This is a genomic window from Rhodococcus yunnanensis NBRC 103083 (genome assembly GCF_001895005.1).
GTDB lineage: Bacteria > Actinomycetota > Actinomycetes > Mycobacteriales > Mycobacteriaceae > Rhodococcoides > Rhodococcoides yunnanense.
The window spans coordinates 305,449-324,150 of the sequence record NZ_BCXH01000003.1 but is presented as its reverse complement, the minus strand read 5'-3'; the positions used below and the strand labels follow the sequence as shown (position 1 = coordinate 324,150).

General features: G+C 65.1%; 15 protein-coding genes. 7 read left to right on the top strand and 8 right to left on the bottom strand.

All coding sequences use genetic code 11. The features are described 5' to 3' along the window. Both RY1_RS07870 and RY1_RS07865 read right to left on the bottom strand, forming a co-directional pair. On the bottom strand, positions 1-1,353 hold the full coding sequence (locus tag RY1_RS07870; RefSeq protein ID WP_072802966.1) for an NAD(P)/FAD-dependent oxidoreductase: 1,353 nt from the start codon (positions 1,351-1,353) through the stop codon (positions 1-3). Positions 1,354-1,428: 75 nt separating this feature from the next. Beyond that, entirely contained in the window at positions 1,429-2,433 is a 1,005-nt protein-coding gene (locus tag RY1_RS07865) for an aldo/keto reductase family protein (protein WP_072802965.1), read from the bottom strand. Positions 2,434-2,563: 130 nt separating this feature from the next. Between RY1_RS07865 and RY1_RS07860 the strand changes: the two genes are divergently transcribed. The 4 genes from RY1_RS07860 to RY1_RS07845 all read left to right on the top strand — a co-directional run bounded on the left by RY1_RS07860 (position 2,564) and on the right by RY1_RS07845 (position 7,845). Beyond that, positions 2,564-4,147 (top strand): sigma-54-dependent Fis family transcriptional regulator, encoded by a 1,584-nt coding sequence (locus tag RY1_RS07860; RefSeq protein ID WP_245819535.1) that lies wholly within the window; start codon positions 2,564-2,566, stop codon positions 4,145-4,147. 53 nt (positions 4,148-4,200) lie between these two features. Then, complete coding sequence (locus RY1_RS07855) at positions 4,201-5,658, top strand: aldehyde dehydrogenase (RefSeq protein ID WP_072802964.1); 1,458 nt, start codon at positions 4,201-4,203, stop codon at positions 5,656-5,658. A gap of 10 nt (positions 5,659-5,668) precedes the next feature. Further along, positions 5,669-6,778, top strand: coding sequence for an NDMA-dependent alcohol dehydrogenase (locus RY1_RS07850; protein WP_072802963.1), 1,110 nt, complete (start codon positions 5,669-5,671; stop codon positions 6,776-6,778). 266 nt (positions 6,779-7,044) lie between these two features. Beyond that, the gene (locus tag RY1_RS07845; protein WP_072802962.1) at positions 7,045-7,845 is read left to right on the top strand and encodes an NAD(P)H-binding protein; all 801 of its coding nucleotides are present in this window, start codon (positions 7,045-7,047) and stop codon (positions 7,843-7,845) included. 5 nt (positions 7,846-7,850) lie between these two features. On the opposite strand, the gene RY1_RS07840 is transcribed toward RY1_RS07845, so the two are convergent. The 3 genes from RY1_RS07840 to RY1_RS07830 all read right to left on the bottom strand — a co-directional run bounded on the left by RY1_RS07840 (position 7,851) and on the right by RY1_RS07830 (position 10,919). Continuing rightward, positions 7,851-8,840, bottom strand: coding sequence for an ABC transporter substrate-binding protein (locus tag RY1_RS07840; RefSeq protein WP_245819534.1), 990 nt, complete (start codon positions 8,838-8,840; stop codon positions 7,851-7,853). 49 nt (positions 8,841-8,889) lie between these two features. Beyond that, positions 8,890-10,035 carry an acyl-CoA dehydrogenase family protein gene (locus RY1_RS07835; RefSeq protein WP_371829456.1) on the bottom strand — a complete coding sequence of 382 codons (1,146 nt, stop codon included), beginning with the start codon at positions 10,033-10,035 and terminating at the stop codon, positions 8,890-8,892. A gap of 71 nt (positions 10,036-10,106) precedes the next feature. Further along, the gene (locus RY1_RS07830; protein ID WP_072802960.1) at positions 10,107-10,919 is read right to left on the bottom strand and encodes an SDR family oxidoreductase; all 813 of its coding nucleotides are present in this window, start codon (positions 10,917-10,919) and stop codon (positions 10,107-10,109) included. 55 nt (positions 10,920-10,974) lie between these two features. On the opposite strand from RY1_RS07830, the gene RY1_RS07825 reads away from it, so the two are divergent. After that, on the top strand, positions 10,975-12,105 hold the full coding sequence (locus RY1_RS07825) for an NADH:flavin oxidoreductase (RefSeq protein WP_072802959.1): 1,131 nt from the start codon (positions 10,975-10,977) through the stop codon (positions 12,103-12,105). On the opposite strand, the gene RY1_RS07820 is transcribed toward RY1_RS07825, so the two are convergent. After that, entirely contained in the window at positions 12,102-12,977 is an 876-nt protein-coding gene (locus RY1_RS07820; protein ID WP_072802958.1) for a LysR family transcriptional regulator, read from the bottom strand. The genes RY1_RS07825 and RY1_RS07820 overlap by 4 nt on opposite strands. A gap of 70 nt (positions 12,978-13,047) precedes the next feature. Between RY1_RS07820 and RY1_RS07815 the strand changes: the two genes are divergently transcribed. Beyond that, the gene (locus RY1_RS07815) at positions 13,048-13,407 is read left to right on the top strand and encodes a YybH family protein (protein ID WP_072802957.1); all 360 of its coding nucleotides are present in this window, start codon (positions 13,048-13,050) and stop codon (positions 13,405-13,407) included. Between the two features lie 43 nt (positions 13,408-13,450). Further along, on the top strand, positions 13,451-15,157 hold the full coding sequence (locus RY1_RS07810) for a phospholipase D family protein (protein ID WP_072802956.1): 1,707 nt from the start codon (positions 13,451-13,453) through the stop codon (positions 15,155-15,157). Here RY1_RS07810 and RY1_RS07805 read toward each other — a convergent pair. Together RY1_RS07805 and RY1_RS07800 are read right to left on the bottom strand one after the other, a co-directional pair. Then, positions 15,094-17,847: a molybdopterin-dependent oxidoreductase gene (locus tag RY1_RS07805; protein WP_072802955.1), complete on the bottom strand. Its 2,754-nt coding sequence runs from the start codon at positions 17,845-17,847 to the stop codon at positions 15,094-15,096. The genes RY1_RS07810 and RY1_RS07805 overlap by 64 nt on opposite strands. Next, a complete protein-coding gene (locus RY1_RS07800; protein WP_072803077.1) occupies positions 17,844-18,659 on the bottom strand; it encodes an FAD binding domain-containing protein in 816 nt (271 codons plus the stop codon). The genes RY1_RS07805 and RY1_RS07800 overlap by 4 nt, the downstream gene beginning before the upstream one ends. Positions 18,660-18,702: the final 43 nt, after the last annotated feature.

Genomic DNA, 18,702 nt, shown 5'->3' with positions numbered 1-18,702 from the left:
CTATTGGCCCTGCGCCTTCGCGATCAACGCATCCTCAGACCGAACCTGATCGAGGTTCACCACACGGGTGGGCAGAATCGTCGAGTACAGCCAGTCGGTCGCGACGCGGACTCTCGCCGCCGTGGTCGGGAGCGCGTACAGGTGATAGCTGCGAGCGACGAACTTGGCGAGCGGCCCGGTGAGCGGAACCCCCAGAGGCTTGGCCACACCGTCGAAGCCGCCGAGATCTGCCACCAGACCGAGGTCTTTGTGCACGTACGGTTTCGCTTCTCCTACACCGAGACTCGCTGCGACATTCCGCGCGACCCGGACGCCCTGGCGCTGCGCGTGCTGGGCTGTCGGCGGAGTGGGTTTCGACGGGTCGGCGGCCAGATCCGGAACCGCGGCCGCGTCGCCGATGGCCCACACGTTCGGGACGCCCGGCACCGACATGTCCGGTGCGACGACGAGGCGCCCCTTCTCCGTCGGCAGACCGAGCGTCGCGATCAACGGGCTCGGTGCCACGCCCGCACCCCACACCAGAGTTCGCGACGGCACTACCGTTCCGTCGGTCAATGTCACCGACGTCGCTGTCGCGGACGCCACGGTCACTTCGAGCCGCACCTCGACGCCCCGCGCCTTCAGCACACCCAGAGCCTCTTTACCCAGCTGCTCACCCAACTCCGGCAACACGGCGGGGGCCAGGTCGACCAACAGCCATCGGACGTCGTTCGGGTCGATGCTCGCCCATCGCGTGGCGATACCCTTGATCCAATTCTGCATCTGCGCAACGAATTCGGTTCCGGTGTATCCGGCTCCGACAGCGACGACGGTGAGCCGTTCCACCCTTTCGGCCCGCCCGGCCGGGGTGTCGGGCAGCGAATCGGCCGCATCGAGTTGTGCCAGCACGTGGTTGCGGATGAACGTCGCTTCACTGAGGGTCTTGAGCCCGTGCGCGTTCTCGGCGACACCGGGGATGTCGAACTGCCGGGTGACCGATCCCGGCGACAGGATGAGCTTGTCCCACTCGATCTCGGTGGTGCCCTCGTGCCCTTCGACCAGCAGGCGCCGCTCACCGAAGTCGACCGCCGACACATGCCCGAGCACGGTCTTGGTCTTGCGCAGTGTCTGCCGAATCGAGACAGCGATATCGCGCGGATCGAGCACACCCGTCGCGACCTCGGGAAGCAGCGGACTGTAGAGCAGGTAGTCGTTGGGCGCGACGAGCGTCAGTGCCGCCCGTTCCGGTTCGAGGAGCTTCTGCAGCTTTCGCAGGGCATGAAACCCGCCGAAGCCTCCACCGACGACGACCACGCGGGCCGGCGTCGACGGAAGTGGTGCCGAAGTGCGCAGTCGCTGTTGCAATGTGGGCATGCAGGCCACCATAGTGCGCTTGTCGCCCGTGCGCCCAGAGTTACCCGTGCGGTAACCCTGGGCACGGGCGCGGGGCTAGACCAGCCTCGACTCGGGCGACTGCGTCTTGGCCGGGTCCGATTCGATCGATCCCGCCAGCGCTTCGTCGATCTTCTTCAGTACGTCGTCGTCGAGCGTCACCTCGGAGGCCTTGATGTTCTCGGCGATCTGCTCGGGACGGGACGCACCGACCAGTGCCGCGGCGATGTTGTCGTTCGCCAGCACCCACGCGACGGCGAGCTGAGCCATGGTGATGCCGAGGTCGTCGGCGATCGGCTTCAGTTCTTGCACGCGCGTGAGAGTTTCGTCGTTCAGGTAGCGCTCGATCATCTTGTCGCCACCCTTGTCGTCGGTGGCGCGTGAGCCCGCAGGCCGAGGCTGACCCGGTAGGTACTTGCCGGTGAGCACGCCCTGCGCGATCGGCGACCAGACGACCTGCGAGATGCCGAGTTCCTTGGACACCGGGATCACCTCGGATTCGATGACGCGCCACAACGCCGAGTACTGCGGCTGGTTGGAGACGATGGAGAATCCGTTCTCGCGTGCCAGCGACTGTCCGCGGCGCAGCTGGTCGGCCGTCCACTCGGAGACGCCGATGTACAAAGCCTTGCCCTGCCGGACGACGTCGCCGAACGCCGCGATCGTTTCCTCGAGCGGAGTCTCGACGTCATAGCGATGCGCCTGGTAGAGGTCGACGTAGTCGGTGTCGAGTCGCCGCAGCGACGCGTCGATGCCCTCGAAGATGTGTTTGCGGGACAGGCCGGTGTCGTTGGGGCCCTTCGGTCCGACCGGGAAGTAGACCTTGGTGAAGATCTCGAGCGATTCACGCCTGACGCCTTTGAGCGCCTCACCCAACACGGTTTCGGCTGCGCCGTTGGCGTAGACGTCGGCGGTATCGAACGTCGAGATCCCGGCATCGAGCGCCGCGTGGACACACTGCGTCGCGACGTCGTTCTCGACCTGCGAGCCGTGCGTGAGCCAGTTGCCGTAGGTGATCTCCGAGACCTTGAGTCCACTGTTTCCTAGGTATCTGTATGCCATGCGAAAAACGCTACCCTCGCGGCGGTGACAAGTGGTGTCCATGTGCGCTGGGGCCATTCCACGAGAACGCCACGCCGGTGCGGCTACCTTCGATAACGTTCGACTCGTCTCGTGAGAGCGGAGAATCGGCGTGGAACTGATACGTGCGCAGATCGCCCAGTCGTGGCAGCGCGCGCGACTGAGCGGTCTGGATCCGACGGACACCCTGGAGGACTTCAGTGTGTTCGAGGTCGATCGTCGATCGCGGCTGCTCTCGGCCGCCGACCCGATTCTCGGCCGCATGGAAAGCGTGCTGTCCGGAAACGGCTACTGCGTCATCCTGGCCGACCGCGACGCCAAACTCGTCGACATCCGATTCGGCAACGACAAGGCGCGCGAACTCGTGACCGGGACGGGTGCCGTGGTCGGCAGGCCGTTCACCGAAACGACCTCGGGAACCAATTCGATCGCGACCGTCTTCGAGCTCCGCACTCCCGTCGCGGTTCGCGGCGAGGAGCACTACATGGAGTCCATGAAGTGCTTCAGTTGCTACGGCTATCCGATCCTGCACCCGATCACCCGCCGCGTCGAAGGTGTCCTGGACATCACTTTCCTTGCCGCCGAGGACAATCCGCTGCTCGAGCCGATGCTCGTGCACGCGGTGTCGGACATTCAGGGTCGCCTGCTCGAGGAGACACGCTGGAGCGAGCAACTACTGTTCGGCGCGTTTCAACGCGCGTCCGCGCGCAGGCGCGGAGCTCCTGCCATCGCGATCGCGGACGAGATACTGCTCGAGAACACCAGTGCAGGCAACCTCCTCGACGCCGTCGATCATGCCGCACTGCGCGCGCTCGCCGACGATCCGATGCACCGCCAAGGCGTCGTACGGTCGATGACGCTCAGTTCCGGGCTGCAGGCGACGGTCCGGTGGGATCGTCCGGCCTCGGGCGCCGGAATCGTCGTCGAGATCGACCCTCAGGTGGACGCGCCGCGCGTGGCGGTGGCGCCTACTCGGGCGCGGACCAAGGCAACGGTCTGCGTCAACGGCGAGCCGGGCACCGGTCGCACGCGCACCCTGACCGAACTGGCGGGTACGGCCACCTTCTTCGACGCCGTCGACCTGGTCGCGACCGACCCGGCCGTCTGGCTCGCTCGCGTCACCGAGCATCTCGCCGACGCGGGGGCGTCCGTCGTCGTCGAGAACGTGCACCTGCTCGGCCCCGCCGTCGCACGAATTCTGTATTCGAAGCTCACGACGGCGAAGGCGTGGTTCGCGCTGTCCGCCGTCCCTGGTGCGACGACGCCGGAGCACCGCCGGCTGGTCACCGCATGCGCGTCGACGATCGAACTGCTGCCGCTCCGGGCACGCAAGCACGAGATTCCCGACCTGGTTCGCGGTTTTCTCGCGGAGCTGCCAGGCGGGCGTGATCGACGGTTCACTCCGGCGGCGATGTCGAAGTTGATCGGCTACGAATGGCCCGGCAACATCGACGAACTCCGCACCGAGATCACCGAGGTCGCAGCGAAGCGCTCGGTCGGCGACATCACCGACAAGGATCTGATTCGGCCGCGGTCGGCCGTGTCCTCGTCCCTGAACGTTCTCGATGCGGCAACGAAGAAGGCGATCGTCGCCGAACTCGCCCGCAACGGTGGAAACAAGCGCAGCACCGCCGAGGCGCTGCACATGAGCCGCACGACGCTGTACAAGCGGATGAAGGAACTCGACATCCACTGAAATCGTCCAGAATTTGAACACTCTCCCGTAGTGATCCAGGTCACGATGTATGCATGGATACGGATACAGCAATACATGCGGAGTCGCTGTTCATCGGCGGCGAATGGGCTCCCCCGAGTTCGTCGGCCAGGATCGAAGTACGTTCTGCCAGCACCGAGCAGATCATCGGTTCGGTACCGGAAGCGCAGGAAGCGGACGTCGACGCGGCGGTCACCGCAGCCCGGCGCGCGTTCGCCGATCCCGACGGGTGGAGCCAGTGGGAACCGTCCCGGCGCGCGGACGCCCTCGACCGTCTCGCGGACGAACTCGAGGCCCGCGGCGAGGAGATCGCCAAGATCGTCTCCGCGCAGAACGGCATGCCGATCTCGATCGCGCTGCAGCTCGAAGCAGGGTTTCCGGTCGCCGTGGTGCGGTACTACGCATCCCTCGCCCGAACGGCGACCTTCGAGGAGTCACATCCGCACCTGCTCGGCGGCACGACGACGGTTCGCCGGGAGCCCATCGGTGTGGTCGGCGCGATCGCCCCGTGGAACTTTCCGCAGACCCTCGCGGCGTTCAAACATGCGCCTGCTCTGGCCGCCGGATGCACGATCGTCATCAAGCCCTCCCCGGAGACCGTGCTCGACTCCATCCCGTTCGTCGAAGCCGTGATGGCAGCGGGCATTCCGGCAGGAGTGGTCAACATCGTTCCCGGTGGACGCGAGATCGGCGCCTACCTCGTATCTCACCCGGGCATCGACAAGGTCGCGTTCACCGGATCCACCGCAGCAGGGCGCTCGATCGCCGAAACCTGTGGCCGCCTTCTCCGTCCGGTGACGCTGGAACTCGGTGGCAAGTCCGCCGCCATCGTGCTCGACGACGCCGACCTGGATCTGTCGAAGATCGGCGAAGACCTGTTCGGCGCAACGTTCTTGAACAACGGGCAGACGTGCTTCCTCGGCACCCGAGTGCTCGCGCCTCGCAGCCGCTACGACGAGGTGGTGGGCGTGTTCGAGGCGTTCGCGAACTCGCTCACCGTCGGCGACGCACTCGACCCTGCAACGCAGATCGGCCCCATGGCCAGTGAGCGACAACGAGATCGCGTCGAGGGGTATATCGCCAAGGGCAGCGGCGACGGCGCCAGGCTCGTCGCAGGCGGCGGCAGGCCGGCCGATCTCGATCGCGGATGGTTCGTCCAACCTACGGTGTTCGCCGATGTCGACAACAACCAGGCGATCGCACAGGAAGAGATCTTCGGCCCTGTCCTGTCGGTGATTCCGTACGGCGACGAAGCCGAGGCTGTGCGTATCGCCAACGACACCGACTTCGGTCTCGGCGGCACCGTCTGGACCTCCGACGACGAGCGCGGATACGGCGTCGCGAAACAGATTCGCACCGGGACGATCGGCATCAACCGCTACATGGTCGACCCCGGCTCACCGTTCGGTGGCGTCAAGGACAGCGGCATCGGCCGTGAGCTCGGCCCCGATGCCCTACGCAACTTCCAGTCAGTCAAGTCCATCTACCGCTAAGGAGCTCCTTGTGAAGACCAAAGCAGCAGTACTGTTCGAGGCCCACAAGCCCTTCGAGATTCTCGAACTCGAACTCGACGGACCCGGCCCGGGCGAAGTCCTCATCAAGTACACCGCCGCCGGGCTGTGTCATTCCGACCTGCATTTGCTCGACGGCGATCTGCCACCGCGGTTCCCGATCGTCGGCGGACACGAAGGCTCGGGCATCATCGAGGAGATCGGACCCGGAGTCACCAAGGTCAAGCCGGGCGATCACGTCGTCTGCTCGTTCATCCCCAACTGTGGCACGTGTCGCTACTGTTCGACGGGCCGACAGAACCTGTGCGACATGGGCGCAACGATTCTCGAAGGCTGCATGCCCGACGGCACCTTCCGTCGTCGCGACAGCAAGGGAACCGAGTTCGGCGCGATGTGCATGCTGGGAACGTTCGCCGAGCGCGCGACCATCTCGCAGCACTCAGTAGTGAAGGTCGACGACTGGTTGCCTTTGGAGACAGCGGTTCTCGTCGGTTGCGGGGTGCCGTCCGGCTGGGGCACCGCCGTGTACGCGGGCGGGGTGCGCGCCGGTGACTCGGTGATCATCTACGGCATCGGTGGCCTCGGCATCAATGCCGTCCAGGGCGCGGTCCATGCCGGAGCCAAGCACGTTCTCGTCGTCGACCCGCTCGAATTCAAGCGCAACCAGGCGCTGAAATTCGGTGCGACACATGCCTTCGCCGACGCGGCCTCCGCGCAGGAGAAGCTCACCGAACTCACGTGGGGACAGGGCGCCGACCAGGCCTTGATTCTCGTGGGCACCGTCGACGAGGAGGTCGTTCAGGCAGCGACAGCGGCCATCGGCAAGGGCGGAACCGTCGTCATCACCGGCCTCGCCGACCCCGCGAAGCTGACCGTGCACGTCTCGGGCACCGATCTGACCCTGAACCAGAAGACGATCAAGGGCACGCTGTTCGGCTCGGCCAACCCGCAGTACGACATCGTGCGGCTTCTGCGCCTGTGGGATGCAGGTCAGCTGAAGCTCGACGAGCTGATCACCAACACTTACAGCCTCGAGCAGGTCAACGAGGGGTACCAGGACCTCCGCGACGGCAAGAACATGCGAGGGGTGATCCACCTCTGATCCACCTCTGATCCACCTCTGATTTGCCGACGGCCGCTCGATCGACGCGGTATCGGTGTTGCCCACCGATAGTGCGCGAGCTAGTCTGATGCCGATGCCAACATACTGCTCCTCCTGATCACTGCCCTGCAGCAAATAAATACTGCCCTGCAGCAAAGACGGCCACGCCGTCCTGGGATGGCGATTCTGTGCGGAACCGGAATGGGATCTCGCTATGCGAGTCCCATTTCGATTCCGCATGATCCCTCTTCCTTTGGAGCAGACACATGACCGTCTTTCTGATCACCGGCGCAACAGGCAATCTCGGCGGAGCAGCTTTGCGCAGCATTCTCGATCGAACGTCCTCCGCAGATGTGCGGGTTCTGGTGAGAAATCCGTCCGATGCTGCTCGGTTCGTCTCTCAGGGGCTGACCGTTCGCGTTGGAGACTATTCGAATCGAGCGTCACTGGCGGACGCCTTCGTGGGCGTCGATACCGTCGTGTTCGTGTCGAGCTCGGTCCTCGATCCCGTCATCCGGGCAGCCCAGCACCGTGCCGTTGTCGAATCCGCCGCGTTCGCGGGCGTGACCTTCGTCGTCTACACGAGTGGGATGGGAGCCGAGCACGATCCGGGGCATTCCGCGGCAGAACAAGCTCTGGCCGACAGCGGTGTCCCCCACACGATCCTCCGCAATGCGCTCTACACCGAGCCGTTCGTCGCGAAGTCGATAGCAGACGCACGCGATGGAGTGATCAAGTCGGCGAGTGACGGGCAGATGATCGCCACAGCTGCCATATCCGACCTCGGTGAATGTGCAGCGAAGGCAGCCGTCGACCGACCTCGTACTCCGTTGTGGGAGTTGCGAGGACCGGCGTGGACGTACGAAGACATGGCAAAGACGGTGTCTGCGCTGACCGGAACACCGGTCGCACACGAGGAAGTCGCCGACACCGACACCGGACCGTTCGCGGTGCTCTTTCCTCTTGTCCGACGCGGTGTCTTCGCGGCCGAGACGGACCATCTGGCCACTCTGCTCGGCCGGACGCCGATGAGCATCGCGGATGTCGCTGCCCGACTCCTCCGGTAGGGCCGTCACCCGCCGATCGCGTCGAGCTGCGGACGGATTCTCTCGAGCGAGTACTCGACCGACGCCTTGGACGGCAGGTTGAATCCCACCACCGTGGCGTAATCCTGCACTGCCAGTCCACCGTTCGTCACCGCGGGCAGCGTGTTGAATCCCGGCAGAGCCTCCAGGTCGGCCGCGGTGCCGCCGTTCGGCAGCATCACCACCAGATCTGCCGTCAGTTCGTTGACGCGCTCCGGGCTGAACACCAGGCGGCCGCTGCTGGCGTCGGGTGATGCTGCGAGATCGGCCGGGACGCTCATGCCGATGCTGTCGAACACTTGCGCGGCGCCGTCGTCGGGATCGACGACGGCGACGAGCTGTTGCGTCGACACGATGTACTGAGACAGCACAGCTGTCTTGCCGTCGAGACCGGGATAGTCGGCTTCGATACCGTCGGTGTATGCCGTTCCCTCGGCGATGATGGCCTCGGCGTCGTCCTGCCTGCCGAGGATGTCACCGAGCGTGTCGATCTGCCACTGCCAACTGTCGACGGTGGCTGCCTCGGGGAAAACGGTCGGGGCGATCTCGCTCAACGACGCGAACGGCTCGGGGGAAGCAACACCGGCGACCAGGATCAGATCCGGGCTCAGCGCGGCGATCTCCTCGACGGGAGGGGTTGCGTTCATCGTGTCGACCGACGACGAGTCGAGCATGACCGAATCCTGCGCGAGGCCGGTCTGCCACGGGAACAGCTTGCGGTCGTCGCCCTGCGAGCCTGCCGAGATGTAGGCGATCGGGGTGACGTCGAACTCGGCCAACGCGTCGACCCACTGCTGCCCGAGGGCGACGATGCGTTCCGGTGTGCCGTCGATGGTCGTCGAACCGGCAACATGCTCGACTGTCACCGAACGCGAGTCCGCCGACGAGTCCTCTTGCTGTTCTGTATCGCTTCCGCAGGCGACGAGACCCCCGATCACCAGAGCTGCCAGAAGAACGCGCGTGCATGTCCGCTTCATGGGCGTGAAGTTAGCACAGCCTGGCCTCAGTACGGCCGGTCAGGAACGGTCACAGATATTTACGCAGCTCCATCTTCGCGATCGACATCTTGTGCACCTCGTCGGGACCGTCGGCGAGCCGCAGGGTGCGAACGTGCGCGTACATCATGGCCAACGGGAAGTCGTTGGACACCCCACCGCCGCCGTGCACCTGGATCGCACGGTCGATGACCTTCAGCGCCATGATCGGAGCAGCGACCTTGATGGCCGCGATCTCGGTCCTCGCCTCCTTGTTCCCGACGGTGTCCATCAGGTGCGCAGCTTTCAACGTCAGCAGCCTCGTCATCTCGATGTCGATGCGAGATTCGGCGATCCAATCCTGAATGTTCGCACGCGCGGCCACCGGCTTTCCGAACGTCACGCGCGACGACGCCCGGCGGCACATCAGTTCCAGGGCACGTTCGGCGACGCCGATGGTCCGCATGGCGTGATGGATTCGACCGGGCCCGAGGCGCGCCTGACTGATCGCGAAACCTTCACCAGGACCCTTCAACACGTCCTTGGTCGGCACTCGAACGTCCTCGAACAGTATCTCGGCATGACCTTCGCGGTCGACGTATCCGAAGACCGGCAGGTTGCGGACGACCGTCACGCCCGGTGCGTCGATCGGCACGACGAGCATCGACTGTTGCCTGTGTGTCGCGGCGTCGCGGTCGGTCTTGCCCATGACGATCAAGACACGACAGTTCTTGTGCAGTGCGTTGGAGGCGAACCACTTTCGGCCGTTCAGCACGTACTCGTCACCGTCGAGCACCATGCTCATCTCGATGTTGGTGGCGTCCGAGCTGGCCACGTCCGGTTCGGTCATGGCAAATGCCGAGCGAATCGTGCCGTCCAGCAACGGCTTCAGGTACTTCTCTTTGTGCTCGTCGGTGCCGAAGAGCGTGAACACTTCCATGTTGCCGGTGTCGGGCGCGTTGCAGTTGCATGCTTCCGGCGCGAGCAGACTGCGCCCCATGATCTCGGCCAGCGGTGCGTACTCGAGATTGGTCAGCCCCGGACCCCATTCCGGGTGCGGGTGAAAGAGGTTCCACAGTCCGCGGGATCGGGCCTCGACCTTGAGGTCCTCGATGATCTGCGGCTGCGCGTGCGGATCACCTGCCTCCCGCATCTGCTCGTCGTACACCCGCTCCGCCGGATAGATGTGCGAATCCATGAACTCCAGCAGGTCGGACTCGTATTTCTTTGCGCGATCGGTGGTTTCGAAGAACGACACGGGAGGTCTCCTCAGTTGGTGTGGCCGAGCAGGGTGTTCTGATAGCGACGCATCCCGCGCAGCCAGCGGTCGTAGTCGGCGCCCTTGTTGCGATACATGTCGAGAACGTTGGCGTGCGGAAGAATCAGGAACTGCTCGGCGTCCATGGCCTCCAGAACGATCTCGGCCACATCGGCCGGCTCCAGCACCTCGCCCGCCGACAGCACGGCGTTGGTCGCCGCGGCGCCGAGCGCACTTCCCGACTCCTGGCCCTCGTAGAGCAGCTTGGTGTTGACGCCCATCGGGCACAGGCAGCTCACCCGGATGCCGCGGTCGCCGTAGGTGACGTTCAACCACTCGGCGAAGCCGACCGCTGCATGTTTGGTGGTTGCGTATGTCGCAGAACCGATCTGGGTGAGCAGCCCGGCCGCAGACGCGGTACTCACGAAGTACCCTTCGCCGCGCTCGATCCACCGAGGCACCAGCACTTGCGCCGCCCTGATGTGCGCGCGCAGGTTCACCTCGATCGACAGATCCCAGTCCGCCTCGCTCGCCTCCAGACCCGGAGCGCCGCTGACCCCCGCATTCGCGAAATACAGATCCACCGGCCCGAAGGTGTCCTCGGCCAAAGCGACGAGAGCGGTGATGTCCTCGGTTTTCGACGCGTCACCCCCGAGCGAGACCGCCGTACCTGGTTCGAGCCGTTCGACGACCTTCGACGCGGAGACCGGATCCAGGTCCGACACCACCACGCGTGCACCCGCGGCGACCAGCCGTTCGGCGAGGGCTCCCCCGATGCCGCCGCCTCCACCGGTGACGACTGCTACCTTGCCTGTAACCTTCATCACCCAGGTATAGCATGCTCGGAATAGCCGGGACCCGCCGCAACGTTGTCCAACGGTGACCGAAACCGCATCGAACACGTCAGCGCTCTTCACCCCGCTCGAGATCAAATCGTTGAAGTTGCGCAACAGATTCGCGATGGCCCCGATGACCCGGGCGTTCTCACCCGGCGGAGTTCCCGGAACCGACGTCGCCGAGTACTACCGCAGGCGCGCCGCAGGTGGTACCAGCTTGATCATCACCGAGGGCACGCTCATTCCCGACCCCGCCGCCGGACCGAACCCTCGCGTTCCCCACATCTACGGCGAGGACAGCCTCGCGGGCTGGAAAGGCGTCGTCGACGCAGTTCATACCGAGGGCAGTGTGATCATCCCCCAGCTGTGGCACCTCGGAGTCGAGCGCGGCGACGACCCGCAGCTCAATCCCGATGTCACCACCGTCAGCCCGTCGGGCATCGCCCTCGACGGCACCCCGCTCGGTAAGGCATTCACCAGCGCCGACCTCGACGACCTGATCCAGCACTGGGTCGATGCGGCCGCCAACGCCAAGTCCGTGGGGTTCGACGGCGTCGAACTGCACGGCGCACACGGATATCTTCTCGACGAATTCTTCTGGGCCACAACGAACGTACGCGACGACCGTTTCGGCGGATCACTCGAGGCTCGAACCAGGTTTCCCGCGGAGGTCGTCGCCGCGATTCGTTCCGAGGTCGGTGACGACTTCGCGATCGTCTACCGATACTCGCAGTGGAAGTCCGGCAATTACGACGCGCGGATCGCGCACACCCCGCAGGAACTCGAGCGGGTGCTCACCCCGCTGGTCGACGCCGGTGTCGATGTGTTCCACCCGTCGACGCGCCGCCACTGGATCCCCGAGTTCCCCGAACTGGACGGCGTCGAAGGCCAACGCGGACTTGCGGGTTGGACCAAGACCATCACCGGGCTTCCGACGATCACCGTCGGTTCGGTCGGACTCGACAAGGAGTTCGGCAGCGCGTTCGGCGACGACGCCGCGTCCGCGATCACCGGCCTCGATCCCCTGCTGGAGCAGTTCGCCCGAGGCGAGTTCGACATCGTCGCAGTCGGGCGAGCACTGCTGTCCGACCCGGAGTGGGTGGACAAGGTCGAGCACGACCGCCTCGACGAGCGTGTCGCGTTCTCGCGCGATCACCTGGCCGCACTGACCTAGAGAAACGCAGCCCGAATTCGGCCGACGAGTTCTCTCACCGCCACATTGGGCCGGGAGGACCACACAAGGGCAAGCACGGCGTCGACTGCGACGTCGGAGATCGGGATCGATACCAGCCGGTCCGTGAAGTCGACACTCATGGACCGGCTGAGTATCGCCACCCCGAGCCCTCGGACGACGAGGTCGGCCACCGCCGCCGGCGCGCTCGCCGCGAATGCCACATCGGCTTCTGTTCCTGTGCGCGTACATGTTTCGTCGAAGACCGATCTGATTCCGGTGCCCGCGGGAAGGCACACCACCGGGTACGTGCACACCTCGCGCATCGTCACCTCGGACCGCCCGGCGAGTGGATGATCGGGAGGTACCGACGCCGCGAGCCCCTCCCGCACGATCACGAACGATTCCAGGCCTTCCGGAGGATCCGACGCAGTGCCGACAAGCGCGACGTCCAGCGTGCCTGCAAGCACCCGTTCGATCAGATCGTCCGAATTGCCCTCGGCAAGAGAGACTTCGACACCGCCGTATTCGAGATGGAAGCTCGCCAATGCGTCGAAGAGTGGTGTGACCGTGCATGCGGTGACCATGCCTACATCGATTCTTCCCCGAACGAGCAGGTTCACCTCGTCGACGGATCGTCGCAGCGACCGGGCGGCGTCGAGTGCCGCCCGCGCATGTTCCACTGCGGCCTTGCCCGAGGTGGTGAGCGCCGCGACACGGCTGCGGCGGTCGATCAACTCGGCACCCAGTTCACGTTCGAGCGCTCGAATCTGCGCGCTGATTCCCGATTGACTGATGTTCACGCGTTCGGCTGCCCTGGTGAAGTTCGCTTCCTCGGCAACGGCGACGAAGTATTCGAGCTGACGAAGTTCCATAACCAGAAATTCTAGTTCCGAGAAGAACAATCTGTTGGACTTCTGATGATCCCGGCAGCACGCTGGAGCCATGACAACAGAGAAGGCAACGACCCCGGAAGACATCACCCGCTTGTTCGTCGAGCGGTCCAACGCAGGCGACGCCGACGGTGTGGCGGCCCTGTACGACGAGAACGCCGTCATGGCCTACCCGCCCGGCAAGACCACCGTCGGGCGTGCCGCGATACGCGACCTGTGGGCATCGGTCCTGGCCCATGGCCCACACTTCGAGCTGGAAGAAGGGCTGCCGACCCTGGTGTACGGCGACATCGCACTCACCTCGACAGCCCCGAAGGACAACGCAGGCGCGCGGGCCCAGGTAGTCCAGCGCCAGCCGGACGGCTCGTGGCTACGGATCCTCGACCAGCCGGAGTTCGTCGCAACGTCCTGACCATCGGGGCCTCCTGTGACGGTCGCCCCCGCCCTCTGACAGGATGCCAACCGTGAATTCGCAGCGGCTACGCCGGGGAAAATGGCAGCGGCTACGCCGAACGATCGACGCTGTGGCAGAGCGACTGGGCCGAAGCAGCGCCGCGCTGAACGAGCAGGCACAGCAGTTCGGCGCGGCGCATCCCTGGTTCCTGAGCGCCGAGGAACGTGGCAATCCGGACACCCGGATCGCGGCGTGGACCGTGGGCAATCGCGTCACTCCCCTCGTGCACGGCAAGACCTACTTCGCTGCACTGGCCGACGCATTCGCCCGCGCGGGCGCAGGCGACCTCGTGCTGTTCACCGACTGGCGCGGTGATCCGGAGCAACTGTTGACCGACGACGGAGTTACCGTCGAGGACGCTCTCGCCGGGGTCGCGGTCCGCGGCGGAACCGTCAAAGGAATGGTGTGGCGCTCGCACATCGAAACCCTCGGTTTCACCGGGCCGAAGAATCGCAAGCTCGCCGTGCGCCTGGAAGAGGCGGGCGGCGAGGTCATCCTCGATCAGCGAGTGTTGACGCTCGGAAGCCACCACCAGAAGTTCGTCGTCGTCCGATATGCCGCCGAGGACCGCACCGACGTCGCTTTCGTCGGTGGTATCGACCTTGCACGTGCCCGCAGGGACGACAGCAACCACTTCGGTGACCCCGTCAGCAGACCGTTTCCCGCCGAGTACGGGGAAATTCCTGCGTGGCACGACATGCAGGTGCAGCTCGAAGGCCCGACGGTACGCGACGTGGAAGACGTGTTCCGCGAGCGCTGGGAGGACCCTGCTGCGCTCTCTCGATTGCCGTGGCATGCGATCCCCGACATCCTCCGCGGTACGACGCGTGAGCCGTCGGAACTTCCCGAGCCGCGGCCCGTGCCCGCGCCGGCGGGCACATGTGCGGTCCAGCTCCTGCGAACGTATCCCAGGCGTCGGCCCGCGTACCCGTTCGCGACGAAGGGCGAACGAAGCGCTGCCAGGGCGTACGCCAAGGCTTTGCGCCGCGCGCGCAGGTTGATCTACGTCGAGGACCAGTATCTGTGGTCGGTGGACGTCGCGCGCGTGTTCGCAGCCGCGCTCCGCCGCTCACCCGACCTGCGCTTGATCATCGTCGTGCCCAAACACCTCGACGACGACAGCGCCATCACCATCCCATCGGCTCTACTCGGACACTCGGCGGCGCTCGACGTCATCAAGGATGCCGGCGGCGACCGAGTACTCGTGCTCGACCTGGAGAACGATCGCGGCATTCCCGTCTACGTCCACTCGAAGGTGTGCATCGTCGACGACGTGTGGGCTGCGGTCGGTTCCGACAACTTCAATCGGCGTTCCTGGACTCACGATTCCGAATTGACCGCCGCGATCGTCGACGACGAGAAGGACACGCGCGAGCCGACCGATCCGGCCGGACTCGGCGACGGCGCTCGCGTCTTCGCGCGCGAGCTCCGTCTGGAACTGATGCGCGAGCACCTCGACCGTGAGATCGGCGACGAAGCCGACCTCATCGACCCGTCGTCGTGCTTCGATGCCGCCCGGGACTCGGCCGATCGGCTCGACGCCTGGCACCGGGCGCCGTCGATCCGAACCCGCCCGCCCGGACGCCTGCGGCGGCACGACATCGATGTTCCGCCCGTCTGGCAACAGCGTCTCGCCTCGGTGGCCTACCGGCTGTTCGTCGATCCGGACGGTCGCCCGATCGGCATGCGGTTGCGCAAGAAGTTCTGATCCAACGCCGCAAAGATCCGATCCGGGGTGAACGGCAGCGACGTGAACCGCACACCCGTCGCATCGAACAACGCGTTCGACACCGACGGGGCTACCGGGTTGATCGCGCACTCGCCCTGCGACTTCGCGCCGAGCGGGCCGATCGAGTCGTAGGTGTCGGCGAAGAACACCTCGGTTCGCGGGGTATCGGCGAACGCGGGGATCCGGTAGTTGCGGAAGTTGGGGTTGACCATCTTCCCGTCCGCGTCGTGCACCATGTTCTCGGTCAGTGCCCATCCCAGCGCCATTCCGACTGCCCCGTCGATCTGACCTCGACACTGAAGCGGATTGATCAGTCGCCCGATGTCGGCGCCGTGAACGCTGTGCAGTATCCGTATCTCCCCGGTGACCTGGTGGACGGCCAGACGAACCCCATGGACGTTCGACGCGATCGTCCGCGGTGAGAGGTACGCCTTCCGAGTCGCCTCCAGTCTGCGACCGGATTCGGCTCTGGCCGAATACAATTCGGCCAGCTTGACGCGACGACCACGGCACACGACGGCGTCGTTGTCGAGGTCGCAGTCCTGCCGAGGCACCTCGCTGTATTCGCTGGCGTAGTCCAGGATGGCATCACGCAGTGCCAGTGCCGTCAGGTGCACGGCCTTGCCCGCGACGACGGTTCCGGTACTGGCGAACGTGCCGGTGTCGTAGAGCGTCCTGTCGGTATCGGCGTTGACGATGGCGACGTCGGCCGCCCTCGTCCCGAGCACACCTGCCGCAATCTGCCTGTGCGCGTTGGTGATTCCGTTACCCATCTCCGTCGACCCCACTGCGAGGTGATAGGTGCCGTCGGCGAGCAGTTTCAGTTCCGCACCGGACCTGTGTTCGGTCGGCGGGCCGCACTCGAGCAACGCGAGCGCGACACCCGTGCCTTCCAGCCACTGGTCACCCTCGGGCTTGAGCACGCCGTTGCCCGCGGCGAGTGCCGCCTCGACGTGATCGAGGCACTGATCGAGTCCGTAGCTTCCGAAACTCGCATCGCTCGGGTCGTTCCACACCGATTCGACGAGGTCACCCGGGCGCACCATGTTCTTGCGGCGCAGCGCCACGGGATCCATACCCAGTAGATGGGCGAGTTCGTCCATTGCGCACTCGATCGCGAACGTCGTCTGCGACGCGCCGTATCCGCGGAACCCACCCCCTGGAATCATGTTGGTGTACACCGCATATCCCAGCGCCTTCTTGTTCGGGCACCGGTATGCCGCCAGTGGACTACCCAATGCGGCGGCGAGGGTCTCGCTGGCATGGTTCGCGTACGCGCCGGTGTTGGAGACGACATACACATCGAGCGCGGTCAGAGTTCCGTCCCTGCGCGCACCCAACTTGACGCGGGTGGTCATCTGATGACGGGTCGTCGCACCGATGAATTCTTCCTCGCGAGTCCATTCCCACTTGACGGGTCGGCCGAGTCTCATCGTGGCCAGCAACACGAGATCCTCGGAGATCATCTCCTGTTTGCCGCCGAACCCGCCCCCGACACGTTCGGTGAAGACGTGCACGTCGCGTGCCCGAAGTCCGAGCAGGTAACAGAGTTTGGCCTGCACGACGAACGGGCCCTGCGTACTGGTTCGAACATGCCAGCGGCCGTCGTCACCGCGCCACGCGATCGAGCCGTGCGTTTCGAGGTGGGCGTGCTGCACTCTCGACGTCGTGTAGGTCTTCTCGTGCGTCGCCTCTGCGGCATCGAATCCGTCTGCGACACTGCCGACTTCACCGTGAATGTCGACGAAGATGTTGCCGCGCTCCTCGAATCCTTTGTCGTGCAGTACGGGTGCGCCCGGTTCCATCGCGGCGACGGGGTCGAACACGGCCGGCAGAACCTCGTACGTCACCTGCAGCGCCCGGCAGCCCGCTTCGGCCGCGGCCTCGGACTCCGCGACGACCGCGGCGATCCGCTGTCCGACGAAGCGCACCACGTCGTCGAGCACACGGGTGTCGTCGGGATCGACGAGGTGATCCTCGTGCAGCGCGGTGCTGTACAGCCGGTCGGGTGCGTCCTCGTGAGTGAAGACCGCGACGACTCCGGGTACCGCCATCGCAGCCGTGCGATCGATGTCGATCACTCGCGCATGCGCGTGCGGTGACCGAAGTACCTTCAGATGCAACAGGTTCGGCGGAGCTACGTCCATGGTGTATCGGGCTCGGCCGGTCACGATCTCTTCGGTGAACGGATTGGCCAGACTTGCCCCGCACGCACTGCCTGCCACGTCCGGTTCCGCTTCGGTGAGTCCGTGCACCGCATCGGAGATCGATCGATAGCCGGTACATCGGCAGAGATTGCCCTTCAGCGCGCGCGGCAGGTCCTGCTTCTGCTCGTCCGACAACGAGGCCGCCGTCATGATCATTCCCGCTGCGCAGAAACCGCACTGGAACGACTGCGCATCACAGAACGCCTGCTGCACCGGGTGCAGAACACCCTCGTCGGCGAGTCCCGCGATGGTGGTCACCCGCGTGCCGGCGGCACGGAACGCCGGGACCAGGCACGAATGAAAAGGCTTCCCGTCGAGCCACACGGTGCACGCACCACAGTCGCCAGCGTCGCAACCCTTCTTGACGCCGAACGATCCACGCTCACGCAGAAACGTTCGAAGGCACTGTCCTGGTTCGGGATCCGCCGAGAACAAACGGCCGTCGACGTCGAACTCGCTCATGACAACTCCATGCGAATCTGCTCGGAAAAGTAGTACGTCAGATGCTGCTTGTATCGAGCCGACCCGTTGACGTCATGAAAGTAGTCCTCCTCGGACAACCTTCGGGTGATGTCGCCGCGCAGTTCGGCGTGGGTGGGGACGGTGTCGTAGACGAACTGGATCGGCCGCGGGGTCGCAGCCGTCACCGTCAGCCGGAAATCGGATCCATCCTGCCCGCACGTTCCGATGATCAGTGCGGCGGAACGGCCGTGTTTCACGAGCGACTGCTGGCGAAATACGTAGCGCTTGGCCAGCGCGGCGTTCGGAATCGTGATCGAGCGCAGCAACTCTCCCGGCGCAAGCACGTTCGCGTGGTCGCCGGTGACGAAATCCACTGCCGCGACCTCACGAGGTTCGCCCTCCCTCGGCCACAGCGTGTAGACCCCCTCGAGAGCAGTCGTCAATGAGATCATCGCCCCGGCGGGCAGCGACATGCAGATGTTGCCGCCGACGGTGGCTGCGTTCCAGATCTTGAACGACGCCAGCAGCGACCTGGCGCAGTCGCCCTTCAGCGGCAGGGCCGACCACTCCTGCGGCCCGGTGAGATCGTCCAGTTCGGCGATCCGACACGTTGCCGCGATCTCGAGTCCTGCCTCGGTCACCGTCAGTGCGGGCCAACACAATCCATCGAGGTCGATGAGCGTGTCTCGGTCCACCTGCGGTTCGGAGAACAGCCAGGTTCCACCGGCGAGCCAGGCATACCCGTCACGCCAGCCGTCGATCTGATCGAGCGTCCTGGGACGCAACACCTCGCTGATCGTTCCCAGATTCATGAAGGAACCACCTCGACTCTCCGCTCGAAACGTGGATCGGAAT